Source organism: Bacillus sp. FSL K6-4563 (assembly GCF_038630405.1).
Taxonomy (GTDB): Bacteria; Bacillota; Bacilli; order Bacillales; family Bacillaceae; genus Bacillus; species Bacillus pumilus.
Genome location: NZ_CP152030.1, coordinates 3,664,332 through 3,688,904, shown reverse-complemented (window position 1 = coordinate 3,688,904; position 24,573 = coordinate 3,664,332). Strand labels below are relative to the sequence as shown.

The following is a 24,573-nucleotide window of genomic DNA, read 5'->3' as shown; positions in this document are numbered from 1 at the left end:
TCCTTTATTCTTAGTGCTTTTGTTTGACCCGATGCAGAGAGTTGTCTAAGATGACACCAATTTCTGCTAGGGGTTTAGGCTGGCACATGTCTTTGTGCCGGCAATGAATGTCATGCTGTTCAATGGTTCCGTTGATATAAGGTGCCCATGCTTCGGGATCAATTGGTGTAAACCAATCTGGGATAATGGTAGATCTAAAGAATAATATGTCCCCATGATAAGTTTTTGGCTGATATTCTCCGAGCAATCGAACTGAATTGACATAGGTTTCCTTTAGATTTCTAATGGCATCTTCACTTAAGCTTGCTAGTGCACTGCCATCTTTTTTCAAGATGTCGACGGCACTTTTCATCGTGAGCGGTTCACCTGTTAAGGTATCTGGATCATAACCCCCGAGTGCAAGAAGAGCGATTAGTGCTTCTTCTTCATCGGGTGCTTCTTTAATCGGTAAGAAATGGTTTGGATAGGCATCTAGCATCGCAACGAGAGCGATTTCTTCACCTTGCTGCTGGAGTTGTGTAGCCATTGCCTGTACAACGTTTCCGCCTAGTGACCAGCCAAGAAGATGATAAGGACCTTTTGGCTGAATCGTTTGGATGTGCTTGATGTAATCCGCAGCCATATCATCTAGTGTGTGCGGGTAGTCATCTTTTCTTGCGATTCCTCTTGCCTGTAATCCATAAATAGGAATGTCTTTCTCTAATGTATTCAAGAGACCTGCATAGCACCAGCTAAGACCACCAGCTGGGTGAACACAGAAGAGAGGATATCTTTCTCCATTTGTTCGTAGCGGCAGCAGGATTTCTAGTGCGTTTTCATCGCTTCCTGTTTCTAGTTTCTCTGCCAAACTTGCAACATTTGGTGCTTCAAACAACGTTCCGATGCTTAGTTTGACACCAAGTGCATCACGAATGCGGCTGATTAAACGAACCGCAAGTAATGAGTGCCCGCCAATATCAAAAAAGCGATCATCAATGCTGATTTTTGGCAAATCAAGCACCTCTTCAAAGAGATGACATAGGATTTCCTCTTTCGGGTTTCTTGGGCCACGGCCATCCGCTTGCTTTATATGCAATTGAGGTGCCGGCAGTGATTTTTGATCCAGCTTCCCGTTTGCTGTAAGCGGCATGGCAGCAATCTGTACATATGCCGCGGGCACCATGTAATCAGGAAGACTGGTTGCTGCAAAATGACGAAGGGCCTCTGTATCGAAACGGTCTTCCTCAGTTGTGACGATATATGCGACTAAGCGCTTGTCACCAGGCTGATCCTCTCGCATAATGACGGCAACTTGTGCAACTGCATCGTGGCGTGATAGAACGGCTTCGATTTCTCCAAGTTCAATTCTAAACCCGCGTATTTTAATTTGATGATCAGCTCTGCCAATGTAATCAAGTGCCCCTTCTTCTGTCCAGCGAGCGAGGTCGCCAGTTCGATACATCCTTGTGCCAGGTGCTCCATAAGGATCGGCAGGGAATCGATCTGATGTCAAGTCAGGCCTGCCTAGATAACCTCTAGCCAAACCAGCTCCAGCTACATACATTTCACCTGTCGTCCTAGGTGGAACAGGCTGTAGGTATTCATCAAGTACGTACACGTGTAAATCAGGAATCGGTTTGCCTATTAAGCTGCTGGATTTCTTTGCGATCATGTCTCGATTGAGTACATTGTACGTAACGTGTACGGTGGTTTCTGTAATGCCGTACATGTTAATTAGCTTTGGCTTGCAGTCTGAGTGACGGCTGTACCAATCTTCTAATCTGCTAAGCTCTAATGCTTCACCGCCAAAGATGACATAGCGGAGTGATAATGCTTGACCAAGTGTTTGTTGTTCCTTGTCTATCTGCATGAGCTGATAGAAGGCAGAAGGTGTTTGATTAAGCACAGTCACACCTTCATCGACTAGAAGATGCAGCATCTCTTCTGGAGAACGAGAGATGGTATGAGGAACAATGACAAGCCGACCGCCATATAAAAGGGGCCCCCATATTTCCCAAACTGAAAAGTCAAAGGCATACGAATGGAACATTGTCCAAACATCCTCTTCATCGAAATGGAACCAATGTTCAGTAGATGTCAGAAGACGGATGACATTTTGGTGTGGGATGACCACTCCTTTTGGTTTCCCTGTAGATCCGGATGTATAAATAATATAGGCCGGATGCAGAGGAGATAGCGGCTCAATTCTGTCTATATCAGCCGGATTGTGATTTGGCGTAATCTGTAATTGATCATTTGTTTCTTTTTCGTCTAACAAAATCAAATCGCAATCAGCAGGGAGATGCAATGCAGCTGCTTTTGTTGTGATGCTGCAAACTGGTTTGGCATCTTGTATCATGTATGCCAGCCTGTCTGCTGGATAATCAGGATCAAGCGGAACATAGGCTGCGCCTGCTTTATGAACGGCTAATAGGCTTACGAGCATATCGATTGATCTAGGCAGGGCAAGTGCAACGAACTGTTCTGGTCCAACGCCTCTTTCTATTAATAAATGAGCAAGACGATTGGCTTTGTTGTTTAACTCTTCATAGGTAAGCTGCCACTTGCCATCCGTTACTGCCACTCGATCAGGATATTGCTGCACCGTTTTTTCAAATAAGGTCGGGAGACGAAGTGCTTGGTCTAACTGAGCGAATGTCTTTTTGTCAGGTAGAAATGTTTGCCGCTCTTTATCTGATAAAATGTTCACTTGACCAATCGGCAGATGTGGGCGCTCAGCTATCTCTGTTAAAAAGCGCTTCATTCTGGCAGCGATTGCTCGAATGGTACTTTGTTTAAATACATCTGTGCTGAATTCAAACAATCCTGTTAATCCTGCTGCTGACCCAGTTTCAGTTCTTTGTTCTGTTAATTCGATGGTCAGATCAAATTTAGCTGATCCTACTGGTTTCACGTAGAGGTCTGAGTCAAGTTGTGTCAGCTTCATTTCCGCCTTCGGTGTATTTTGGAAGGCAAGCATGACCTGGAACAATGGATTGCGTGATCTGGAGCGGTTTGGATTTAGAATTTCCACTAGCCGTTCAAATGGCAGATCCTGATGCTCATAGGCTGCTAAGTCAACGTCTCGCACTCGCTTCAATAGCTCACTAAAGGTTGGATTACCAGCTGTATTTGTACGTAATACTAGTGTATTCACAAACAATCCCACAATGTCGTCAAGTGCATCGTCATTCCGTCCAGCAATTGGACTGCCAATTGGGATATCTGTACCCGCTCCAAGACGTGTCAGTAATGCTGCAAGTGATGCTTGAAGCACCATGAACAAGCTCACCTGATGCTGCTTTGCAAGTTCAAGGAGCAGCTGGTGTAAAGCGGGCTCAATCGTAAAGTCGATCGTAGCACCGTTAAAGCTTCCTTCCTGTGGACGCGGGTAGTCATAGGGAAGCTCCAGTTCTTCAGGCAGGTCATGTAAGGCACCTGTCCAATAGGTAAGCTGCTTGGCAAATAGACTATCCGTCTCTTCCTCACTGCCCAACAGCTTCTGCTGCCAAATAGCATAGTCAGCATATTGAACAGGTTCGGCTGGCAAGGAGATTGATTTTCCTTGTATACGGGCTTCGTAAGCAGCAGCTAAGTCTCGTGTCAATGGTGCAAGTGACCAGCCGTCACCAGCGATATGATGCAGCAATAGAAGCAGCACGGATCGATTTGCATCAAGTATGAATAATTCAGCTCGAAGTGCAGGCTCTTCTTCAATCTTAAAGCTATAGCGAATGGCTTCGTTTAACTGATTCTCAATTTGTTGATCACTTGAAGCTGTGACGTGGAGTTCAGGCTGAACACTTTTCGGGTGTAAAATAACCTGTCTTGGCATGCCATTCTTATCCGGAAAAATGGTTCTAAGGGTTTCATGTTTTTCAGTGATATCTGCCAGTGCACCAATTAGAGCTGTTTGATCTAGTGTACCTGTCAGCTGAATGACAAGTGGAATATTGTAAGTTGGACTTGGCCCTTCAAGGCAATGAAGGAACCAGAGCCGTTTTTGGGCAAAGGATAATGGAATTTCATCTGGCTTCTTTTCTACCTGAAGCGGCGGCCGAATGTCCTTTGCTTTGTCTAAGTGCTGTGCAAGTTCAGCGACTCGAGGTGATTCAAAAATGGTGCTCATGCTTAGGTCTGCACCGAATGTATCGCGTATACGTCTAAGCAGACGAGCGGCAAGTAAAGAATGTCCGCCTAAATCAAAGAAACTATCATCTATGCCAATTTGAGATACGCCAAGGGTTTCTGTAAATAAACTACATAACATGTCTTCTTGTGGTGTTCTAGGTGTACGCTCAGAACTAATTAAAGACATATTTGGCACTGGCAATGCTTTGCGATCGATTTTGCCGTTTGGTGTAAGTGGAAGTTCCGGCAAAACGACAACAGCAGAAGGCACCATGTAGTCTGGAAGTAACGCAGCCACAAACTGCCTAAGCTCTGAAGGGTGAAGAGAAGAGTCGTCTGTCAGCACAACATACGCACAAAGCAGCTGTTGTCCAGGCTGATCCTCACGAACGATAACAGATGTATGCTTTATGGCTTGATGCTGCATTATCACTGTTTCAATTTCACCTAGTTCAATACGGAAGCCGCGGATTTTAATTTGATGATCGGCACGGCTGATATAATCAATTGAACCATCTTCACGCCATCTGGCTAAATCACCAGTACGATACATTCTCGTGCCGCTTGTGCCGAATGGATCAGCGACAAAACGTTCAGCCGTTAAATCATATCGTCCAAGATATCCTCTGGATACTCCTTCACCTGCAATGTAAAGTTCACCGATTGATCCTGCTGGAATTGGGTTTAGTCCTTCATCTAAAATGTAAACGCTCGTATTCCAAATGGGTTTACCAATTGCCGGCCCGCTATTCTCTTGATGTGCTGTGACATTTTCCATCGTAGACCAGATCGTCGTTTCTGTAGGTCCGTACAAATTGGTAATGTCGCATTGAAGAGATTGCAATTTGTGCAAAAGGGAGGCAGGAAGTGCTTCTCCTCCAACAAGAACACGCATACCTGTTATCACGTCAGGGTATTCATCTGCCAACGCATGCCACAACGTTGGTGTTGCCTGCATGATTGTGACAGGATGAGAACGAATCATGTCTGAAAGCTTTGCTGGCTCTTGTATGGTTTCTTTTTTTGCCAATAAAATAGCAGCTCCATGTAAAAGCGGGAGGAACATTTCTAGCCCGGAAATATCAAAGGCAATGGTCGTTACCGCTAAAAGCTGGTCTCCTTGATCTAATAAAAATGAATCTTGCATGGACAATATAAAGTTGATTACATTTCGCTTTGTGACAACAACACCCTTTGGTTTGCCTGTCGATCCTGATGTGTAGAGGATGTAAGCTGGATGATGCAGGGAGCCTTCGTTCCATGTCGGATCGAGATGCGGACTGCCTGCTATCTCCTGTTGAACAGTTGAATCATCCAGTTGAACGATGTGCGGATGCTCCAAACCGTCTGCTGTCTCTTTGAATGTGAGCAAGCAAGCTGGTTTGGCATCATCTAGCATATAGGCGACACGATCGTTAGGGTAATCAGGGTCTAGTGGCAGATATGCGGCTTCTGTCTTGACAACGGCTAATAGACTTACGACCATATCGATGGACCGAGGCAGAGCTATTGCGACAAATTGTTCTGGTCCAATGCCACGCTTTTTCAAATAATGAGCCAATTGATTTGCCCGCTGATTCAACTCTTCGTAGGTCAAAGTGATTCCTTCAAACTGTAATGCTTTTGCTTGTGGCGTTTTGCTCACTTGTTTTTCAAATAGTTCCCGTAAAGATCCCTTTGGTAATTCGCGTTTTGTATCATTCCAGTGCTTGAGAATGTTCTCTTTTTCTTCAGACAAAAGAAGGTTGAATTGACTGATCGTCTGATCTTGCTCTAGTCCGGTTATTTCCTTCAGCAGTTGAAGAAAACGATGCTGATGAGCGTCAACTGCTTGCTCTTTGTAAACGGCAGGGTTTGCATCAAAGTCGATTTGAAATCCGTTCCCATCCGCGCGGTCGTATATGTTGATCGATATATCATCCACGGGTCCTGCTGAAAGATTATGTGCTTGACCAATGCTCTGATCGAACTTGAGATCATAATCAAATGGCATGATATTGATCTGCGGGCCGAATAATCGTTGATTTCTTCCGATGAGTTTAAAGTCTCTCCGCATGTCTTCATGACGATATCTTTGATGAGGACGAATGGCTTTCAGTTCATCAGATACTTGGCGAACAAGTGCTGAGAGCGTCATTTCTGGTTTGCATGTTAAACGAAGCGGTACCAGGTTCATGACCATTCCGGGTGTTTGCAAGGCGCACGATCCAAGGCGCATCATCACAGGTAATCCTAAAACAATATCATGTGCACCAGTCATACGATGCATATATAAAGCGGATGCCGCAAGAATCATTTCATGCCACGTACCACCGAAGGCAGGAGCATTTTTTTTCATTTTGCTTACCTTTTCGGCATCGTAGTTAGCCGTTTTTCGGATAAAATGATCCGACGTTCTTGGGGCAAGCTCAGCAAGGCTGACAATTTCAGGTTGATCAGCAAAGCGATTTTTCCAAAATGCTCGATCATCATCATACCGATTGGACTGTTGATAGGTGATCTCTTCTTGGACTACGTCATGTAAGGATCCAAATGTTTGAGGAGGCACAGGTGTCCCTTTCGATAGGGCTGAATAGACCTCAGCAACACGGCGTGCAATGAGCGAAAAGGCGAATCCATCAATGGCAATGTGATGAATGCGCTGATACCAGATAAAACGGTCGTCAGCAAGTTGAAAAAGTACTTCACGGAATAATACACCTTTCTCTAAAGAGACTGGCGTTGAAAGATCTGCCTTCATCCATGCTTTAGCCGCAACAAGCGGCTGTTTTTCATTTTGTAAATTGATATATTGAAATGGAATCTCTTTCTTAGATATCAACCATTGCTTTGGACCGTCAGTATCCTCAACGAAGCGCATATACAAGGAATCTGTTTCTAAGACAGTCTTTCTAATGGCTGCTTCAAAGTGTATGGGGTCAATTGGACCTTTAATATCTATATACTCAGCTGTATTGAAAATAGGGTTAGATGGATCAAGCTGCTGCGCATACCAAATGCCTGATTGGGCACCGGTTAGTGGGAATGAATCGACTGACTGGATCGACAAGGGTCTATACCTCCTTTACAAGTAATCGATATTTGGAATAGATGGCTGTTTGTCTGGGAAAAGAAGAGTCCGCCAATGAGCGAGCGTTGGATTTGCTGCAAGCTCAATGAAATTGACTGTCGCTCCTTGCTGTCTCCACTTTTCTGCTAGGCTCATCATTCTAATAGAATCAAGCCCAAGGTAGACGAGATTCTCGTCAAGGGGTATTTCATTCGGTTCGATTTGGAGATACTCAGCTACTTGGTGGACAATTGCCTCAAAGGATAGAACATCACTGTCTGCTTCCTGTCCTGTTAAACGACGAATGATTTGGTTTGTTGTGGTGGTGACCGCACAGCGTTCAGCTGCATAGGTCATCGCCATTTTGTGATGCTTAAGTGAAAAGTCAGCAACGGCATCGGCGACAAAAAAGGTTTCAATATCGAGCATGAATGCTTCTGCGGCTGTCAGCATACAGCCAATATGTGCATATACGCCAGTAATGATCAGTTGATCACGCCCGCCTTCTTGCAAAATATCCAAAAAATTGGATTTCTTGAATGCGCTATAACGCCATTTTGTCAGCATTGTATCTGCTTCAGATGGAGCAAGCTGATCAATGATTTTTGTCAATGTTTCATCATCACCAAGTCCAGGTCCCCAAAAATCTATTAATAAAGCACGATCCTTCGGGTCTTGGTCACCAGGTTGAGCTGTATAGACGACAGGAATGCCAAGTTCATTGCATGTATTACGTAATTGTTCAATATGTTGAACTAACTCTGTGATCGGTGATGTATCTTGTTGAAATGCATTTAAAAAATATTGCTGCATGTCATGTATTAGCAGGACAGCACGTTTCGGATCAGGGATCCAGTTCACTTTATTTTCGGGTAAATCTTGTGCGCTCGGCATTGGATACGCAGGAATAGTAGGGATTGCCATGGTCTTCACTCCTCTTTTTTTTATACGTTGGCAGTATGGATTGCAGCTAATTCTCTTAATGCTTTTTTACTGACTTTGCCTACACCTGTTTGTGGGAACGCATCGATCCATTCAATGCGGTCGGGAATTTTATAGGCAGCGAGCCCACGTTCTCTTAGAAATGACTTTAAGGAGTGTGGTGTTGGCTTGTTGTTTCCTTTGGCAATGACAAAGGCACATGAGCGTTCGCCAAGAAATGGATCTGGCATGGACACCATGGCGGCATCATGAATGTCAGGGTGCGCAAGTAAATGGTTCTCAACTTCTTCAGCGGCAACCTTTTCACCACCACGATTGATTTGATCCTTGTCTCTGCCTTCTACAACAACATTACCTTCTTTGGTTAATCGCACGATGTCACCAGTTCTGTAAAAGCCATCGGGTGTAAATGCTTTTTTGTTTTGTTCATCGGCTTTATAGTAGCCGCGAATCGTATAAGGTCCTCTTGTTAAAAGGTGTCCAGCCACTTCATTCGGGACGGGCTTGTCCTCATCATCAACCACTAGTACCTCATCATATTCAGACATCGGGCGTCCTTGTGTATGAATAATGACATGTTCAGGATCATCCAATCTGGTATAGTTGACCATACCTTCTGCCATGCCAAAAACTTGCTGTAACTTACACCCAAGGGCAGGCATCACTCGTTTTGCTGCCTCGGCGCTTAATTTAGCACCACCGACTTGTAAAACTTCAAGACTCGATAAGTCATCTGATCGATGTGGAGCGGCTTCTAGCCAGATCAATGCAATAGGCGGAACGACTGCGGTAATTGTTGCCCGTTCTTTTTCAATGAGTGGAAAGACGACATCAGGACTTGATCCCGGTGCAAGAACGACTCTTCCACCTGCGTATAACGTCCCAAGGACTCCAGGCGAGCTTAATGGATAGTTGTGCGCAACTGGAAGTGTAGCTAAATACACACTATCTTTTGTGAGCTCGCACACCTCATTGCTTTTCCAAAGACTATACATATAGTCATCATGTGTACGAGGTATGAGCTTAGAAAGGCCTGTGCTGCCTCCTGATAACTGAAGAAATGCAATATCGCTTGCCTCTACATGAATTTGAGGATCAAGTACTGGGTCCTTGCGCAGATCATCCAAGTCAAGGAATTCCTCAGCCTTCCCTGCAACAATGACATGAGGTAATGAGGGAAGCTTTTCTTTCACTTGACGTGCGAGTGATCGATAATCAAAGCCATCATGGATATCTGGTATGACATATGCGTCTGCTTCGGCAAACTCAATAAAATAAGTGATTTCGCTGCTTCTATGAGATGGCAGTGAGAAGACGGGTAAAGCACCGATTCGAAATAAAGCGAAAATGACTTCAAAAAAAGCAGGAATGTTAGGAAGCTGCACGACAACTCGACTGCCCTTTTGAATTCCAAGCTGATGAAAACCGGCGGCAAGACTGCTGACGCGCTCATCAAGTTCTTGGTAGCTCATGTGCGTATTAGCGTATGTAATCGCTGTTTTATTCCCTAACGATACGGCGCGTTCACGAAGCATACCGCCAAAGGTTTCTCCACGCCAACAGCCGTTTTCACGGTAGCGTTTTGCAAATTCTTCTGGCCATGTAGGTGGTTGAACAAACATGTTTTTGTCATCTCCTATGTATTTTTATAGCTGATGGATGCCCATCGCACGAAGCATCGTGTTAAATTTTGCAGATGTTTCGGCTAGCTCTTCTTCTGCCTTAGATCCTTTGACCACTCCTGCACCAGCAAAGAGGCGAAGGGATTGACCCTCAGCTTCTGCACAACGAATGGTGACAATCCAATCACCATCACCATTTGCATCTGCCCAGCCGATCATTCCTGTGAAAAATCCTCGATCGAAGGGTTCTATTGCTTGGATGGCTTCACGTGCATCTGCTGTAGGTGTTCCGCATACTGCGGGTGTTGGATGAAGGCTCAGCGCTATATCAATTGAGGACACATTAGGATCTGCTAATTCACCTTTTACGACAGTAGATAGATGCCACATCGCTTCTGTTTGTATGACGGATGGTGATGCGGGCACATCTAACGTACGACAGTAAGGGGCAAGCGCTTTAGTGACAGCTTCGACAACCACTGCATGCTCGTGTAAATCCTTCGCTGAAGTAAGGAGTTCATCGTGACGGCGCTGGTCTTCTACTGGATTTGAACTACGCGGCCGAGAACCAGCGAGTGGATTGGAAATCACAGATGAACCCGTTTTTGAAAGAAGCAGCTCAGGGCTTGCGCCAAGAAGTGTGCGCTTTTGGGAAGATGCCGGGTCAGCTACATTTGCAGCAAACGTATAGCCAGTCGTATTGTGACGAGCAAGTCGTTCGAGTATTGCTTTCGTATGAATTTCTCGATTTGATTTGAGATGGAGAGATCGAGAGATGACGATTTTGCTAAGCTCTCCTTTCTCAATTTTAGCTAACCCTTCGTTCACACCATCCATGTAGACCTCTGGAGAGGGGACAGGTGTCACCTCATAGGAAGGCGATGCCGCTTCCGATTTCTCATCACCTTGATGAAATTCGAGTGGATCACTAAACTGTACATGGACTGGCACATTTAAACGGACGGGCTGCGCCGGATCAAACGGAACAGCACCAGCAACAATCGGTGCTTGAATACCAGCTTGTTTGGCATCGTCAAATACGCGCGCTACCCGTGTGGATAGTTCATTGAGCTGATTGGTTTCAATATGCTGGAAAATCCCTTCGGCAAGTATCGTGCGTTTAGGGGAAGCAAGGAAAAAAGCGCCTGGCTGATAGTCTTGAATCAATTGTAGTTTTTCTTCTGACGACAATAATGAATGTTTCATGAAAAGACCTCCTTTTTGATAAAATGCTAGATTCCGAGTGTTGCGCCACCATCAATCGTGAGATTCTGCATCGTAATATGACTGGATTGTTCAGATGCAAAGAAGATGACTGCATCAGCGATGTTTTGAGGATCAGCGATTTTTTGTAAAGGAATACCGGTTTTATACGTCTCTAATGACCCTTTGATCACATGGTCTGCGCCTTGTTCATCAGACCATAAAGCCCATTGCATAGGTGTTGCGGTAGAGCCAGGAGAGACAACATTGCATCTGATTCCATAGTCTGCCAGCTCTAATCCAAGCGTTTTTGTAAAGGAAGTAGCTGCTGCCTTTGAAGCGGCATAGGCAGCCATATTCATTCTAGGAATGGCACCTGCGTTAGAGCTGACGGTCACAATGACCCCTGCTGATCTTTTCATCATGTATTTGGAGACAGCTTGTGATACATAAAAGACACCATGTGTGTTGACTGCGAAGGTTTGTTGCCAGTCATCTGCACTAAGCTGGTCAATAGAACTGATTCGAAGAATGCCTGCTACATTGACTAGTAAATAAATGGGTCCAAGCTGTTTTTCAATTTGATTGATAATGTGCTGAACAGATGCTTGATCGGTAATGTCACCTGGATAGGCAAAGGCACGTAAGCCTTCATCATTCATTTGATGGACGGTGCTTTGAAGCTGATCCTCATTTGCGTCAACTGCTGCAATGATCGCACCTTCGTCGGCTAGTCTTTTTGCGACTGCTTGTCCGATACCTTGCCCTGCGCCTGTGACAAGGGCAATCTTTTGAGATAGACCACTATGTTTCATACGTTCACTACCTTTCTTTCATGTCTGTGGTTGTTAAAAGATCATCATGATAGAGCGCAAAACGAAAAGCGTAATTCATCAGCACCGGTAAAACGGACGTATGTCCTTCTTCAGGGAACTCGTGATAGGCCGTATGTAAGCCATATGAGGATAAAGGCAGCATACGATTTGCTAGTGACTTTGCATGAGCATTCATTTGACATGGATGATGTTTTTCTAACTCACCTACACCTACAAGCAGCCTGACATTCATAGGCACCTGACGTATGCGGTTGGTGAATTGGTGTTCTTTTTCTAGAAATAAATTTTTGTTCCAGTGGATAGAAGGACTGCCTGCAATATATGTCTGATAAGCATCAGGGTGCTCAAATAGTGTGTGTAATACAAAAAGACCGCCAAGAGAATGCCCAAACAGTGTTTGACGACTTAGGTTGATCGGAAAGCGTTGCTCGATATAAGGCTTCACAGTCTTTTCTAAAAAAGAAAAGAAAGCAGAGGCCCCACCATATGTATGGATGGAGAAGTCTTTTCTTTTGCCCCCGATGGAAGCGTCAGGGCTGGTAAGAGTGAGATCATAATGCCTGAGCGGATGATAGGGCGCTTCTGTCTGATAGCCAATTCCAACAATGATGGCAGGTACAACACCTGTTTTTTCAGGTCTTCTTGACTGTAAACGAATGGCTTCGACCATTGTGCCAAAAAGTGAATTCCCATCAAGCACGTACATGACTGGAAAACCAGCCGCTGGAGGAGTAGTATTCGGTTTAAATATAAAAAGTCTGTATGGGTGTGCTGTGATATCTAGTTGCTCCGTCCCGGGTATAAAAAAAGGACGGCTTTCTCCGAAAAATGAATCCTCAGTACCCATTCCTTCAGGGCGTTTGGACATATGTGACAAATCTCCTTCCTCAAATTCGACTCTCATACGATGATAAAAGCAGGCTTGTAGCTATTGGATGAGTGTAGTACTTGAAGAATGGCTTCTCCAAATGAAAATGATTCTCAACTATCCGCAAGCAAAACAAATGATAATGGTTATCAATTATGAAGTCAAATGTTCATCAAGTTGTGTACTTGATTTTTTTATTTTAATATTCAGAAAATAAAGGACTAACTCACTAACAAATGATTTGAAATAGGGAATATCGGACCTTGTCATTTAAAAATAGGAGAAATGTCAAAAGACCTTGACTGCCTCGGAATTTTTACCATTTTCTTCTGTTTGATACAGGAATAAATATGGGCTTTTCTTCTTGAAATGATTTTGAGGAAAAATAAGTCTATAGACTCATTTGTATTTTTAGGGACATTGAGGAGGATTTTGCGAAAAGTAGGTGATCTCATATCTCAAAACTGATTCAATAGTATGCACAGCTTTTTTAAGAGTGGCGAATGATAACAATTAAAAAAAGTAAGGGATGTACCCTTACTTTTTAATTCTGTAAACACCATTCAATTAGAATCCATCTGTGACATCATATTCGTAACGGATATCGGCTTTGACATTGCTCATAGTAGATCTCGCTGTAGCCTTTGCGTTGTACTTAAAGCTCCATTTTTGCGCGACTTTTAATTGATCTTCAAGAGAAATACGGTAAGAACCACTTGTTGCAGATGAAAAAATGGATTCGTTCCAAATCTTGTTTTCATCAGCCATCAGCTTGTGAGTAACATTTCCTTGGTTAGGTGATTGTGTACTTGTTGTTGAAATCGATTTAACGATTGCATTTATAGGGATAGAAGAATTGCTCGTTAAATCCATTGTAATGATAGAAGAATCAACTCCTAAAAAATTCAAAGAAGTGTTCCCCATGTTGGTAGCGGCTCCCGTAAAATTGAATGTTCCATTTCCAGATTTGATGCGATCTTGAATGGAGACAGTAAAATACATATTCCCCGTATATGTACCACGGGTCACTTTTACAAAATAAGTTTCTGAAGTAGAAGTAACGTCACCAGTATTTGCGAATATAAAGGGTGTTACTGAATCGGGATTAATTACTCTTGATCCTGGCTTAGAACTCTTCGAATTATACACCTCGATTTTCATCCCCGTATATTGCTTATCATATGAACTTCGCACATAAACCCTTTCACCCTTATTGATTGTGAACTGATAATACGCTTCATTTTCACCTTCAGGTAAGATTGTCGTATCTGGACGACTATATTTCCAATATCCCATTGAGCTTGCTGTGTTAGGACTGTTATTCCCCGTAATTGCTGCTTCTGCTGAATTAGGTGCAAAAAGACTAGTAATAAGCACTAATACCAATGCAGGTAATAAAAAACGTTTGAAGATAGTATTTGTCATATTTTAACCCTCCTTGTAATAATTACTATATCGGACCGAAACTAACAAATTTTAACTGAATTGCCGATATATTTAATAATCACTAATTTTTTTAAAAAGGAGAATCAAAATGAATATTAATACGTCATACATGGCAGGTGCTTCAAACAATCAGAACCGAATAGACTATAAGGGTCAATCAGCTATCAAAAGTACAAATGATGTAATGACCGAAGCTGATAGACGAATGAAAATATTAGATGAAAAATACGAAAAAATAAATGAACAAAATAAACGTTTCGAAAATCCCCATGGTCATATACACGATAAGTATCGAAATCCACGCTCTCCTTATTTCAGGAGTGATCTAACTAAAGTAGAAAGAGAAGCTGCATATACGATGGAGATTGGCTGGGCTAATTCTGGAAAAGGAGGTCAATATGACTTTAATGACGCCATCTTCCGTAACGAAAAACGGTACGATCCCACCCAAGAAAGCGTAGAAAAGAAAATATTCAATCGACAAAAGGTCAACGAACAATTGCAAGATTTATTCTCTAAAAACGGTATAACCATTCCTAAAAACACAAATTTAACTTTTACCATTGACCCAAATCATTTCAAATTAGTGGTGAGTGGATCAACAGATGAATCGCTGACCAAACAAATAGAAGACCTATTAAATACAAGCAACAATACAAGAGAATTGTTTTTCCATATTATGAAAAGTAGAAATGATGATTCTACTCAATTCACGCCTGATTCTCTTGCAAAGTTCCATCTTGTGAATCAAATCAAAACGGTCACAGGCTACAATTTAAAGGATTTAAGCATTGTAAATGGTCAATTTGTAACGGATAAAGGGACGAATATTTTTGATATATACAAAGAAGATCTCCTGAAAAACCCATACACAGCAGAACATGCACGAATTGCCGCTTCACATTACGGAGCACAGCTGTTTGATCTAGCGAAAAACGGGTTTGATTCTATTCCCGATTTGGTGTTATCAATTGGTTATCAAAACGGGTCTTTACATGACATTGGGCAAAAAGAAAATTATGGAGTGAAGAAAACGATCGATTAACAACATGTGAACGGTAACAGATACAAATCCCATTAGCGGCAATGAAGGACTCTATAACAATTTATGTTACAGGGTCTTTTCTATTGAGATGCGTTGGTTGGCTGTTCAACGAAACATCCTCATGGTAATTTTGACTATAGTCGATGTTTTTCACTTTTTTATTGATGAAAATGTTAAAATGATGAGTAGCGTATTTTTTTTATGAAAGGACGGTGCTTGGCATGACGGAACTTCTCGATGACCGGCTGCCGCCGCAAAATATAGAAGCCGAGCAGGCCGTATTAGGTGCTGTTTTTTTAGAACCATCTGCGCTCACGCTCGCTTCTGAGGTATTAATTCCAGAGGATTTCTATAGAATGTCGCATCAAAAGATTTACAATGCGATGCTTGTACTTGGTGATAGAGGGGAACCGGTCGATCTTGTTACGGTGACTTCTGAACTGGCCAATACAGATTTACTAGAAGAGGTAGGCGGGATTTCGTATTTAACCGATATTGCGAATTCTGTCCCAACTGCCGCAAACATTGAATACTATGCAAAAATTGTAGAAGAGAAATCAATTTTAAGACGTCTGATCCGCACGGCGACAACCATTGCACAGGATGGGTACACGCGTGAGGATGAAGTAGAGGATCTGTTGAGTGATGCTGAAAAGACCATTATGGAAGTGGCGCAGCGTAAAAACTCAGGAGCCTTCCAAAACATTAAGGACGTGCTTGTTCAGACATATGATAATATTGAACAGCTTCATAACCGAAAAGGCGATATCACAGGGATTCCAACAGGTTTCTCCGAGCTTGACCGGATGACAGCTGGATTCCAGCGAAATGACTTAATTATTGTAGCGGCTCGTCCATCAGTAGGGAAAACAGCCTTCGCATTGAACATCGCACAAAATGTTGCGACCAAAACGGACGAAAGTGTCGCCATCTTTAGTTTAGAGATGGGGGCTGAGCAGCTCGTCATGCGTATGCTTTGTGCAGAGGGGAATATTAATGCACAGAACCTAAGAACCGGTAATCTGACAGAAGAGGACTGGGGCAAGTTGACAATGGCGATGGGCTCGCTATCAAATAGTGGGATTTTCATTGACGATACACCTGGAATCAGAGTAAGTGAAATTCGCTCGAAATGCCGCCGCTTGAAGCAAGAAAACGGTCTTGGCATGATCCTGATTGACTACTTACAGCTCATTCAAGGGAGCGGACGATCAAGCGATAACCGTCAGCAAGAGGTTTCTGAAATCTCTAGGGCATTAAAATCACTGGCAAGGGAGCTTGAAGTTCCAGTTATTGCTTTGTCTCAGCTTTCACGTGGAGTAGAGCAGCGTCAGGACAAACGTCCGATGATGTCTGATATTCGTGAATCAGGAAGTATTGAGCAGGATGCCGATATCGTGGCATTCCTTTATCGTGATGATTACTACGACAAAGAATCAGAGAATAAGAACATTATTGAAATCATTATTGCCAAACAACGTAACGGTCCAGTTGGTACAGTATCACTGGCGTTCGTCAAAGAATATAACAAATTCGTCAACCTGGAAAGAAGATTTGACGATGCGGGTGTTCCGCCCGGTGCTTAAAGCCCAGCTCAAGAAGCTGGGCTTTTTTTGATGGATCTACATCGAAAGAATGATTGAAAAACGGTCGAAATGAGGAGGAGAGAAAGACAAAGAAATCGTATACTAAAAGGAGAAAAGGAGTGATGACTGATGAAATTTCAACAGTTCGAAGCCGCTCAATTACGCATCGCACGCCCAACCGTCAACATGGAAGAGGTTGTGTCCTTTTATGAAGAAGGCTTAGGGCTCAAACGAATAGGCTCGTTTGATCAGCATGAAGGATATGACGGCGTCATGCTGGGACTTCCTCATCAGCATGTTCATCTAGAAATCACGAAGCATGAAGAAGAAGAAAGTCTGCCCTCCCCGCATCCAGAACAGCTTCTTGTGTTCTATATTCCAAATGCTGAGGAATTTCAGCAAATGAAAGAGAGGTTGATCTCATTTGGCGGACGGCAAGTCACCTCTACAAATCCATATTGGGAACGGGGAGGAGCAACCATTGAAGACCCAGATGGGTATCGCATTGTGCTCATGAACACAGATGGAATCACCCCCGTTTAAAAAAAGACTCCCATGCCCGGGAGTCTTTTCTGTTATGAACGAGGCGTGACGCGCAGTTTCAGTTCTTTCAGTCCATACATGCTGCTGCTTGTCATCGGAACGTAAGAAAGGAGCTCTAACGCCTCATATCGTTCGATTAAAGTCTTTATAGCTGTACATGCTTCAAGACGTGCGAGTGGTGCGCCAAGACAGAAATGGATGCCGTGCCCGAAACCAATATGAGGATTAGGGTGGCGGTGTATATCGTATTCGTGTGCGTTTGAAAATTGACGCTCATCTCGGTTGGCGGAAGCAAGAAACACAATCACATTGTCTCCCTTTTTCAACACTTCTCCTCCAAGCTCTGTATCTTTTGTGACATAACGGACGATTGTAGGAGCTGGTGCACGAAAACGGACGGCCTCCTCCACTGCACGTGGGATGAGTTCAGGTGATTGGGCGAGCGCTTTATACGCACCCGGCTGTTCTAACAAGCTGAAGATCATATTGGAGATCAAGTTGGTAGTTGTTTCGTTGCCGGCTAAAAGAAGAAGATTACAAAATGGAATTAGTTCATCCGCTGACAGTTTGTCTCCATTCTCCTCCGCTTGAATAATGAGGGAAATCAAATCATCACCGAGGTTGTGACGTTTCTTTTCAATGGTGTCTGCAAAAAACGCCATCATGTCAGCTTCTCCTTTGTCACGTGTTTTCTGCCATTCAGCTACATCCTCCTCATTTTCACTTTTAGGCATGCTGACGAGAATATCTGACCATTCTTTAAAGGATTGTTTATGCTCTGACGGCACACCTAAAAGTTCTGCAATGACAATGACAGGAAGCGGATAAGAGATGTCTTGCACTAGGTCAATCTCTTTTTTTCCTTCAAGTTGTGCCATGAGTTCATCCATCAATTCTTGAATACGAGGCTCCCACAATTTCATGACTCGAGGAGTAAAGGCTTTGCTGACAATGGAGCGGATACGAGTGTGATTGGGAGGGTCCATCATCACCATTGTTTTCATCAGTGAATGCTTCCGCTGGTTTTTAGGAGGCTGACTCGAAAAGGTATCTTTATCGATTGTCACACGCTTTGCTTCCTCGTAGGTGAATACACTCCACGTTCGGCTGGCTTCGTCAAAATGAACAGGTGATGTCTGGCGCATGTTGGCATACCAATCAAATGGGTGATACGGGTCCTGCTTGTTTTTTCCTCTTAATAACGTTTTTTGCACGGCACTTGGGGTTGTTGTTTCCATGATCATCACTCCTTATAGGTTGTCAGATGCTTCCTTTTTTTCATTGTGTTAGATTAAAGTTAATTCATCAGCCTGGAGGATTCAACCAACAGAAAAGCGAAATCTGTTGAAGAAAATAGGAAGGGGAGAGCGGCTTGTGGCGGACTGCTACAGAGGGGATAAGCGCGCAACGGAATCAAAGCAGCAATTAAGAAAAGCATTATTTCAGTTATTAAGCGAGAAAGAATGGGGGAAGATTTCTGTACAGGATTTGACGAAAGTGGCGGGCATTCACCGCACGACCTTTTATCAGCATTATGAGGATAAATTTGATCTTGCCCAGCAGGTGCTGGATGAGATGTTTGATGTGATGAAATGTGCCATTTTTGCGCCTGTACAAGAAGGTGATTTGGAAAAAGAACATGCAGCATATGTATATATTTTTCGATTTTATCAGCATTTGCAAGAACACGAAGAGGAGTATCAAATTCTCTTGAAACGAGGACGAGAGCTCAATATTCATGAAACGGTTCGTGCTTTTTTTGAAGAAAGCTTTTCTTTGGGGGTAAAGGGGGTTGCAGGCTCAAAGCCTGATCCGCATCTCGTTCCTATCGACATGCAGAAGCAATTCGTCATTTCGGCTTATGTTGGAACAGCTGAATGGTGGCTGAGGACAGGGAGACCGTACTCACCTGATTTTATGGCAAGCTCTATGATTCATTTAATTGAAAATCAATAGAAAGTAAGAATAATCAAAATTGTTGTTTTTACTCAAAATCTCCCTTTTTAAGCGCTGAAGAAGTGATTAAAGCGCTTTTTCTCATATTTAAAACGAACAAAATTTGATTTCGAGATATTAATGTTCGGATTTCGCGTTGACTTTTTCGTTTTGCATTGATAAAATAAATGTGTTTGAAAGAGATAACGTTTTGAAAGGTTAACGGAGGTGCACGATATGTCTTCAGTAGTCGTAGTAGGTACGCAGTGGGGTGACGAAGGGAAAGGGAAAATTACCGATTTCCTTTCAGAAAATGCAGAGGTGATTGCCCGTTATCAAGGGGGAAACAATGCAGGTCACACGATCAAATTTGATGGAGTGACTTACAAGCTACACCTCATTCCGTCCGGTATTTTTTATAAAGAAAAAACTTGTGTCATCGGTAATGGAATGGTGGTTGATCCTAAAGCGTTGGTCACTGAGCTTGCGTATCTTCACGAACGGAATGTGAGTACAGATAACCTCAGAATCAGCAATAGAGCCCATGTTATTTTGCCTTACCATTTAAAATTGGACGAGGTAGAAGAAGAGCGGAAAGGGGCTAACAAGATCGGTACGACGAAAAAAGGAATCGGACCAGCTTATATGGACAAAGCAGCTCGTATCGGTATCCGTGTCGCAGATCTATTAGATCGTGAAGTATTTGAAGAGAAGCTTGCACGTAATCTAGAAGAGAAAAATCGTCTTTTAGAGAAAATGTACGACTCAGAAGGCTTCAAGATTGAAGATATTTTAGACGAGTATTATGAATATGGTCAGCAAGTGAAAAAATATGTCGTGGACACATCTGTTGTCTTGAATGACGCACTAGATGAAGGCCGCCGCGTGCTATTTGAAGGAGCACAAGGTGTGATGCTTGATATCGATCAAGGGACATATCCATTTGTTACGTCATCTAATCCAGTGGCTGGAGGAGTGACGATTGGTTCTGGTGTAGGACCAACGAAAATTCAACATGTGGTCGGCGTGTCAAAAGCGTACACAACACGTGTTGGAGATGGCCCATTCCCGACAGAACTCCATGATGACATTGGCGATCAAATCCGTGAGGTTGGCCGTGAATACGGTACAACAACTGGACGCCCGCGCCGTGTTGGCTGGTTTGACAGTGTTGTTGTCCGACATGCTCGCCGTGTGAGCGGGATTACAGATCTATCTCTTAACTCAATTGATGTATTGACAGGGATTGAAACATTGAAAATCTGTGTCGCTTATAAATTGAACGGAGAAATCACAGAAGAATTCCCAGCAAGTCTAAAAGAATTAGCGAAATGTGAGCCTGTCTACGAAGAAATGCCAGGATGGACAGAGGATATTACAGGCGTGAAGAATTTAAGCGAACTGCCTGAAAATGCCCGTCATTATTTAGAGCGTATTTCACAATTAACAGGTATTCCACTTTCCATTTTCTCAGTCGGACCAGATCGTTCACAAACGAACGTTGTCCGCAGCGTGTACCGTCCATAATCATAGACTGATCAGACACCAGTAAAATTCACATTTTACTGGTGTCTTTTTGTTTAAAAATTTCTTAATTTCAGTAGAACAGGCTTCCGATCATTACCAAAATATGATAACTGTATAGGGGGAAGGAGCGTTCTAGTGAAAGAAAGAATAAGATTATTAGATATTTTAAGAGGTTTCGCCATATTAGGCACATTGGGAACGAACGTCTGGTTTTTTGCCTATGCAGGGGATACCTTTGCGACAGATCAGATTGCAGATGAATATGAGAATGGCAGTTTTCTAGAAAGCCTTGTTTCCATGTTCGTCTGTGGGAAAATGCTCTCGCTGCTCACTATCATGTTCGGTGTAGGGCTAGAGCTGAAATACCAGCAGGCCAAAAGAAAAAACACGCCTTGGCCGGGTACATATTTATGGATTCTTTTATTTTTATTTATCGAAGGCTTTGTCCATTTTGCACTTGTGATGGAATATGATGTGCTCATGAGTTACGCTGTCACCGGTTTGCTTGTGGCATTTATTGTGCGAGGAGGGAGCAAGCGTATCAAAAGAGGCATGATCTTCTCTGGAGTCATTCATCTGCTTGTTCTGTCCTGTCTGATGGTGTTCGCCCTCTCTGAAATGGAAACAGAATCGTATGATCAAAGCAGTGAACCGGCGCTGGAAGAGCAGCTACCAGAGACATGGATCTCACAGGTTCAAGAACGATTACAACACTTTTTCATGTACCGGGGGGAAGCGATCTTTATCATTCCAATGAACACATTTCTGTTTTTATTAGGTGTGCGGATGATGAGAGCCGGTGTTTTTTATGCAAACGAACGCGGGCAATCTCTACGGAAAAGATTATTCCGAATCGGTCTGTGGGTGGGTTTGCCGCTGAATGCACTTGTCTTCGTTCCGAACGAACTAGTGGAATTCGTTGTGCGCTATGCGTTTTCGCCATTCCTCTCTCTTTTCTATATCGCTGTTATTGCGAAGCTCTTGGCTCACACGGAGTCATGGTTCATGTGGAATTGGTTTGAATATGTAGGGAAAATGGCGCTCAGCTGTTACATCCTGCAAAATGTCATCTGCTCGGTTCTTTTTTATAGCTGGGGATTGGGTCTTGGCGGGCAAATCAACGCCCCTCTTATCGTATTGGCATGGCTGCTCATTTCTCTTCTGCAAATCGCCATATCAGCATGTTGTCTAAAGGTTTGGAGAATTGGTCCAATGGAATATATTCGTTCGCAGGCACTTCGCCGGGTGACGAAGAAGAAAGCAGCATAAAGGGGAATCGTTACAATGTTTTTCAAAAAAAGTACGAAAAAAGAACAAGCGAATGCACATAAAGCAGCTGGGCCGGCATTTATCTTTTATCTTCTCGCATTAGGAGGACATTCGCTGCACTCTTATTTCCAGGATGATAAACCACCCGTCACTTTTGTGATTCTCATGTCGGGTCTTCTTGTGTTTTTCGTCGCAGACTGGATATATCATAAAAGGAATTCATAAAAGAAGCCCTCGTCATGAGGGCTTCTTTCTTATTTCACGCTTTTATATTGGCCTTTTAAGTTTTTGCGGATGTACTGAATGATTTTGCGCAGTTCGTTGGCATGCGGTCTGCCAAACGGACTTGTTTGTCTTTGCTGATAGAGGACTTGGCCCTTTTCGTTTAATAAGAAATAGGCAGGTTCCCCGTGCACTCCGTGATCTTCATAAGGAGCATCTTCTCCGTGATAGTGGACTTCATATGCTTTTAATGAAGTGAGGTCCTTGTCAGACATGATTGGGAAGGATAGTCCTTCTTTATCGGCAAATTCCTTCAAGTCATCAGAATGATCCGTTGAAATCGCCATTAAGTGGATATCCTTGTCTTGAAAGTATGACTGCTGCTGTTCGAGCTCTTTCAATTCTTCTACACATACTGGGCACCATGAGCCTCTAAAGAAGACGATGAGGTGCCAGCTTTGATGCTCCTCTAAATGTTTGTGAAAATCAATATGTTCGCCCTGAATGGTTGGAAGTGAAAAATTGGGCATTTTATCTCCTAATTTGAATGAACTCATACTGCTTCCTCCTTTTTCAATCACAATGTCACTTGTTTCATGTATAACCAATTTCGGGCGGTCTAAAACGTTTCTATGTGCTTGAATAGGCAGAGGTCATGAAAAGAGGCAGTGAAAATGAAGGCGGTTGCAAGTAGAAGGGATTTGGCAGGAGATTTCAAATCCGACACTTTTTTTAAAAAAATGTCGAAAAACGTATTGCCATATGTAATTACTCTATGATATTATAAATCTCGTTGTTGCAAAGGTCTCTGAAACTTGTTAGGATGCGATGTTCCAGCTTTTTTAAAGCGATTGGTTTGACGCAATACAACTTCTTCAGAATTACTTTTCACAAACCGAGAGCCATTAGCTCAGTTGGTAGAGCATCTGACTTTTAATCAGAGGGTCGAAGGTTCGAGTCCTTCATGGCTCACCATGTATTGGCCCGTTGGTCAAGCGGTTAAGACACCGCCCTTTCACGGCGGTAACACGGGTTCGAATCCCGTACGGGTCATTGATTTACTTTAGCGTTAAGCTAATTTTTCCTCACTTGCTTGGAAGAGCACCACGATTGCTTTTTCGGGCAAGTTACTGAGGTCCGGTAGTTCAGTTGGTTAGAATGCCTGCCTGTCACGCAGGAGGTCGCGGGTTCGAGTCCCGTCCGGACCGCCATTTATACTTATTCATCTTTTTGATGATGGCTCGGTAGCTCAGTTGGTAGAGCAACGGACTGAAAATCCGTGTGTCGGCGGTTCGATTCCGTCCCGAGCCACTTCCAAACGCATCTGCAATCGCAGGTGCGTTTTTATTTTATGAAAAGAAGGCATAAAAAGGGAGAAGCCGGACCTAGGTAGGGCCCGGCTCCATAAGAAGAAGACGTTACATCTATATAGACGATCAGTGACTGGAAAAGTTTCAATAAAAAAGGAAAAAAACCATCATTTTTTTGAGTATCGTCTTCCTATCCAACGATTGCTAGAAAAGAAAGCCGTTATTATTTTTATCTTTGCCACGTAAAACGTTATAATAGACAGTGAACCTTTTTTGCTCAAATGAAAAAGGTCTGATGAGACATGCAAAAATGGAATGACATAGATGCTAAAAATGCAGGAGGAAATCACAATGGAAAAAAAGATTCTTGTCGTAGATGATGAAAAACCGATTGCTGATATATTGGAGTTTAACTTAAGAAAAGAGGGCTATGAGGTTCATTGTGCATATGACGGCAATGAAGCCCTTGAAATGGTAGAAGAAATCAAACCGGACATTATTCTGCTCGACATTATGCTACCGAACAAAGATGGCGTTGAGGTATGCCGTGAAGTGAGAAAGAAATATGACATGCCGATTATCATGCTGACAGCAAAAGACTCTGAAATTGATAAAGTCATCGGTCTTGAGCTTGGCGCAGATGATTATGTGACGAAGCCATTTAGCACGCGCGAACTGCTTGCCCGTGTGAAAGCGAATTTAAGAAGACAAATTGCTACACCGCAGACAGAGGAAGAATCTGAATCAAATGATATTGAAATTGGATCACTTGTCATTTATCCAGATGCGTATGTGGTGTCTAAGCGCGAGGAAACGATTGAATTGACACACCGTGAGTTCGAATTGCTTCATTACTTAGCGAAACATATCGGACAGGTTATGACACGTGAGCACTTGCTGCAAACCGTATGGGGCTACGATTACTTCGGGGATGTCCGTACAGTAGACGTCACCGTCCGCCGTCTTCGTGAGAAAATTGAAGACAACCCTAGCCACCCGAGCTGGATCGTGACAAGACGAGGCGTCGGCTACTATTTAAGAAACCCAGAGCAGGACTAAG

At 43.2% G+C, this 24,573-nt stretch carries 17 protein-coding genes and 4 tRNA genes; 12 read left to right on the top strand and 9 right to left on the bottom strand.

Features of this window, described 5'->3' with window-relative positions:
* Positions 1 to 10: 10 nt before the first annotated feature.
* From MHH54_RS18725 to MHH54_RS18695, 7 genes are all read right to left on the bottom strand, one after another.
* Entirely contained in the window at positions 11 to 7,159 is a 7,149-nt protein-coding gene (locus MHH54_RS18725) for an amino acid adenylation domain-containing protein (RefSeq protein WP_342500549.1), read from the bottom strand.
* A 15-nt stretch (positions 7,160 to 7,174) separates the two neighbouring features.
* On the bottom strand, positions 7,175 to 8,083 hold the full coding sequence (locus MHH54_RS18720) for an isochorismatase family protein (protein ID WP_342500548.1): 909 nt from the start codon (positions 8,081 to 8,083) through the stop codon (positions 7,175 to 7,177).
* A gap of 20 nt (positions 8,084 to 8,103) precedes the next feature.
* Positions 8,104 to 9,723, bottom strand: coding sequence for a (2,3-dihydroxybenzoyl)adenylate synthase (locus MHH54_RS18715; protein WP_342500547.1), 1,620 nt, complete (start codon positions 9,721 to 9,723; stop codon positions 8,104 to 8,106).
* 24 nt (positions 9,724 to 9,747) lie between these two features.
* Entirely contained in the window at positions 9,748 to 10,929 is a 1,182-nt protein-coding gene (dhbC, locus tag MHH54_RS18710; protein WP_342500546.1) for an isochorismate synthase DhbC, read from the bottom strand.
* Positions 10,930 to 10,955: 26 nt separating this feature from the next.
* Positions 10,956 to 11,741, bottom strand: coding sequence for a 2,3-dihydro-2,3-dihydroxybenzoate dehydrogenase (locus MHH54_RS18705; RefSeq protein ID WP_003215196.1), 786 nt, complete (start codon positions 11,739 to 11,741; stop codon positions 10,956 to 10,958).
* Positions 11,742 to 11,748: 7 nt separating this feature from the next.
* Positions 11,749 to 12,630, bottom strand: a complete 882-nt coding sequence (locus MHH54_RS18700; RefSeq protein ID WP_003214949.1) for an alpha/beta hydrolase-fold protein — start codon at positions 12,628 to 12,630, stop codon at positions 11,749 to 11,751.
* A 567-nt stretch (positions 12,631 to 13,197) separates the two neighbouring features.
* A complete protein-coding gene (locus MHH54_RS18695) occupies positions 13,198 to 14,055 on the bottom strand; it encodes a hypothetical protein (RefSeq protein ID WP_106036264.1) in 858 nt (285 codons plus the stop codon).
* Between the two features lie 109 nt (positions 14,056 to 14,164).
* Here MHH54_RS18695 and MHH54_RS18690 point away from each other — a divergent pair, with 109 nt between their 5' ends.
* The 3 genes from MHH54_RS18690 to MHH54_RS18680 all read left to right on the top strand — a co-directional run bounded on the left by MHH54_RS18690 (position 14,165) and on the right by MHH54_RS18680 (position 17,250).
* Complete coding sequence (locus MHH54_RS18690) at positions 14,165 to 15,121, top strand: DUF4885 family protein (RefSeq protein WP_050944654.1); 957 nt, start codon at positions 14,165 to 14,167, stop codon at positions 15,119 to 15,121.
* A gap of 221 nt (positions 15,122 to 15,342) precedes the next feature.
* Positions 15,343 to 16,707, top strand: a complete 1,365-nt coding sequence (gene dnaB / locus MHH54_RS18685) for a replicative DNA helicase (protein ID WP_003214779.1) — start codon at positions 15,343 to 15,345, stop codon at positions 16,705 to 16,707.
* A 129-nt stretch (positions 16,708 to 16,836) separates the two neighbouring features.
* A complete protein-coding gene (locus MHH54_RS18680; RefSeq protein ID WP_003214623.1) occupies positions 16,837 to 17,250 on the top strand; it encodes a VOC family protein in 414 nt (137 codons plus the stop codon).
* Between the two features lie 32 nt (positions 17,251 to 17,282).
* On the opposite strand, the gene MHH54_RS18675 is transcribed toward MHH54_RS18680, so the two are convergent.
* Positions 17,283 to 18,488 carry a cytochrome P450 gene (locus tag MHH54_RS18675; protein ID WP_003215250.1) on the bottom strand — a complete coding sequence of 402 codons (1,206 nt, stop codon included), beginning with the start codon at positions 18,486 to 18,488 and terminating at the stop codon, positions 17,283 to 17,285.
* 106 nt (positions 18,489 to 18,594) lie between these two features.
* On the opposite strand from MHH54_RS18675, the gene MHH54_RS18670 reads away from it, so the two are divergent.
* From MHH54_RS18670 to MHH54_RS18655, 4 genes are all read left to right on the top strand, one after another.
* Positions 18,595 to 19,206 carry a TetR/AcrR family transcriptional regulator gene (locus MHH54_RS18670; protein ID WP_236639050.1) on the top strand — a complete coding sequence of 204 codons (612 nt, stop codon included), beginning with the start codon at positions 18,595 to 18,597 and terminating at the stop codon, positions 19,204 to 19,206.
* 216 nt (positions 19,207 to 19,422) lie between these two features.
* Positions 19,423 to 20,712, top strand: a complete 1,290-nt coding sequence (locus MHH54_RS18665) for an adenylosuccinate synthase (RefSeq protein WP_003214555.1) — start codon at positions 19,423 to 19,425, stop codon at positions 20,710 to 20,712.
* Positions 20,713 to 20,847: 135 nt separating this feature from the next.
* Positions 20,848 to 21,981: a DUF418 domain-containing protein gene (locus MHH54_RS18660; protein ID WP_342500545.1), complete on the top strand. Its 1,134-nt coding sequence runs from the start codon at positions 20,848 to 20,850 to the stop codon at positions 21,979 to 21,981.
* A gap of 15 nt (positions 21,982 to 21,996) precedes the next feature.
* Entirely contained in the window at positions 21,997 to 22,206 is a 210-nt protein-coding gene (locus MHH54_RS18655; RefSeq protein ID WP_106030139.1) for a hypothetical protein, read from the top strand.
* Between the two features lie 29 nt (positions 22,207 to 22,235).
* Here the strand turns inward: MHH54_RS18655 and MHH54_RS18650 are convergent, their stop codons facing one another.
* The gene (locus MHH54_RS18650; protein WP_012011881.1) at positions 22,236 to 22,760 is read right to left on the bottom strand and encodes a peroxiredoxin family protein; all 525 of its coding nucleotides are present in this window, start codon (positions 22,758 to 22,760) and stop codon (positions 22,236 to 22,238) included.
* Between the two features lie 342 nt (positions 22,761 to 23,102).
* Here MHH54_RS18650 and MHH54_RS18645 point away from each other — a divergent pair.
* The 5 genes from MHH54_RS18645 to yycF all read left to right on the top strand — a co-directional run bounded on the left by MHH54_RS18645 (position 23,103) and on the right by yycF (position 24,572).
* Positions 23,103 to 23,178, top strand: a tRNA-Lys gene (locus MHH54_RS18645).
* Positions 23,179 to 23,184: 6 nt separating this feature from the next.
* Positions 23,185 to 23,256 (top strand) — tRNA-Glu (locus tag MHH54_RS18640).
* Positions 23,257 to 23,337: 81 nt separating this feature from the next.
* A tRNA-Asp gene (locus tag MHH54_RS18635) sits at positions 23,338 to 23,414 on the top strand.
* 27 nt (positions 23,415 to 23,441) lie between these two features.
* Positions 23,442 to 23,514, top strand: a tRNA-Phe gene (locus MHH54_RS18630).
* Positions 23,515 to 23,864: 350 nt separating this feature from the next.
* Entirely contained in the window at positions 23,865 to 24,572 is a 708-nt protein-coding gene (gene yycF / locus MHH54_RS18625) for a response regulator YycF (protein WP_003215017.1), read from the top strand.
* Position 24,573: the final 1 nt, after the last annotated feature.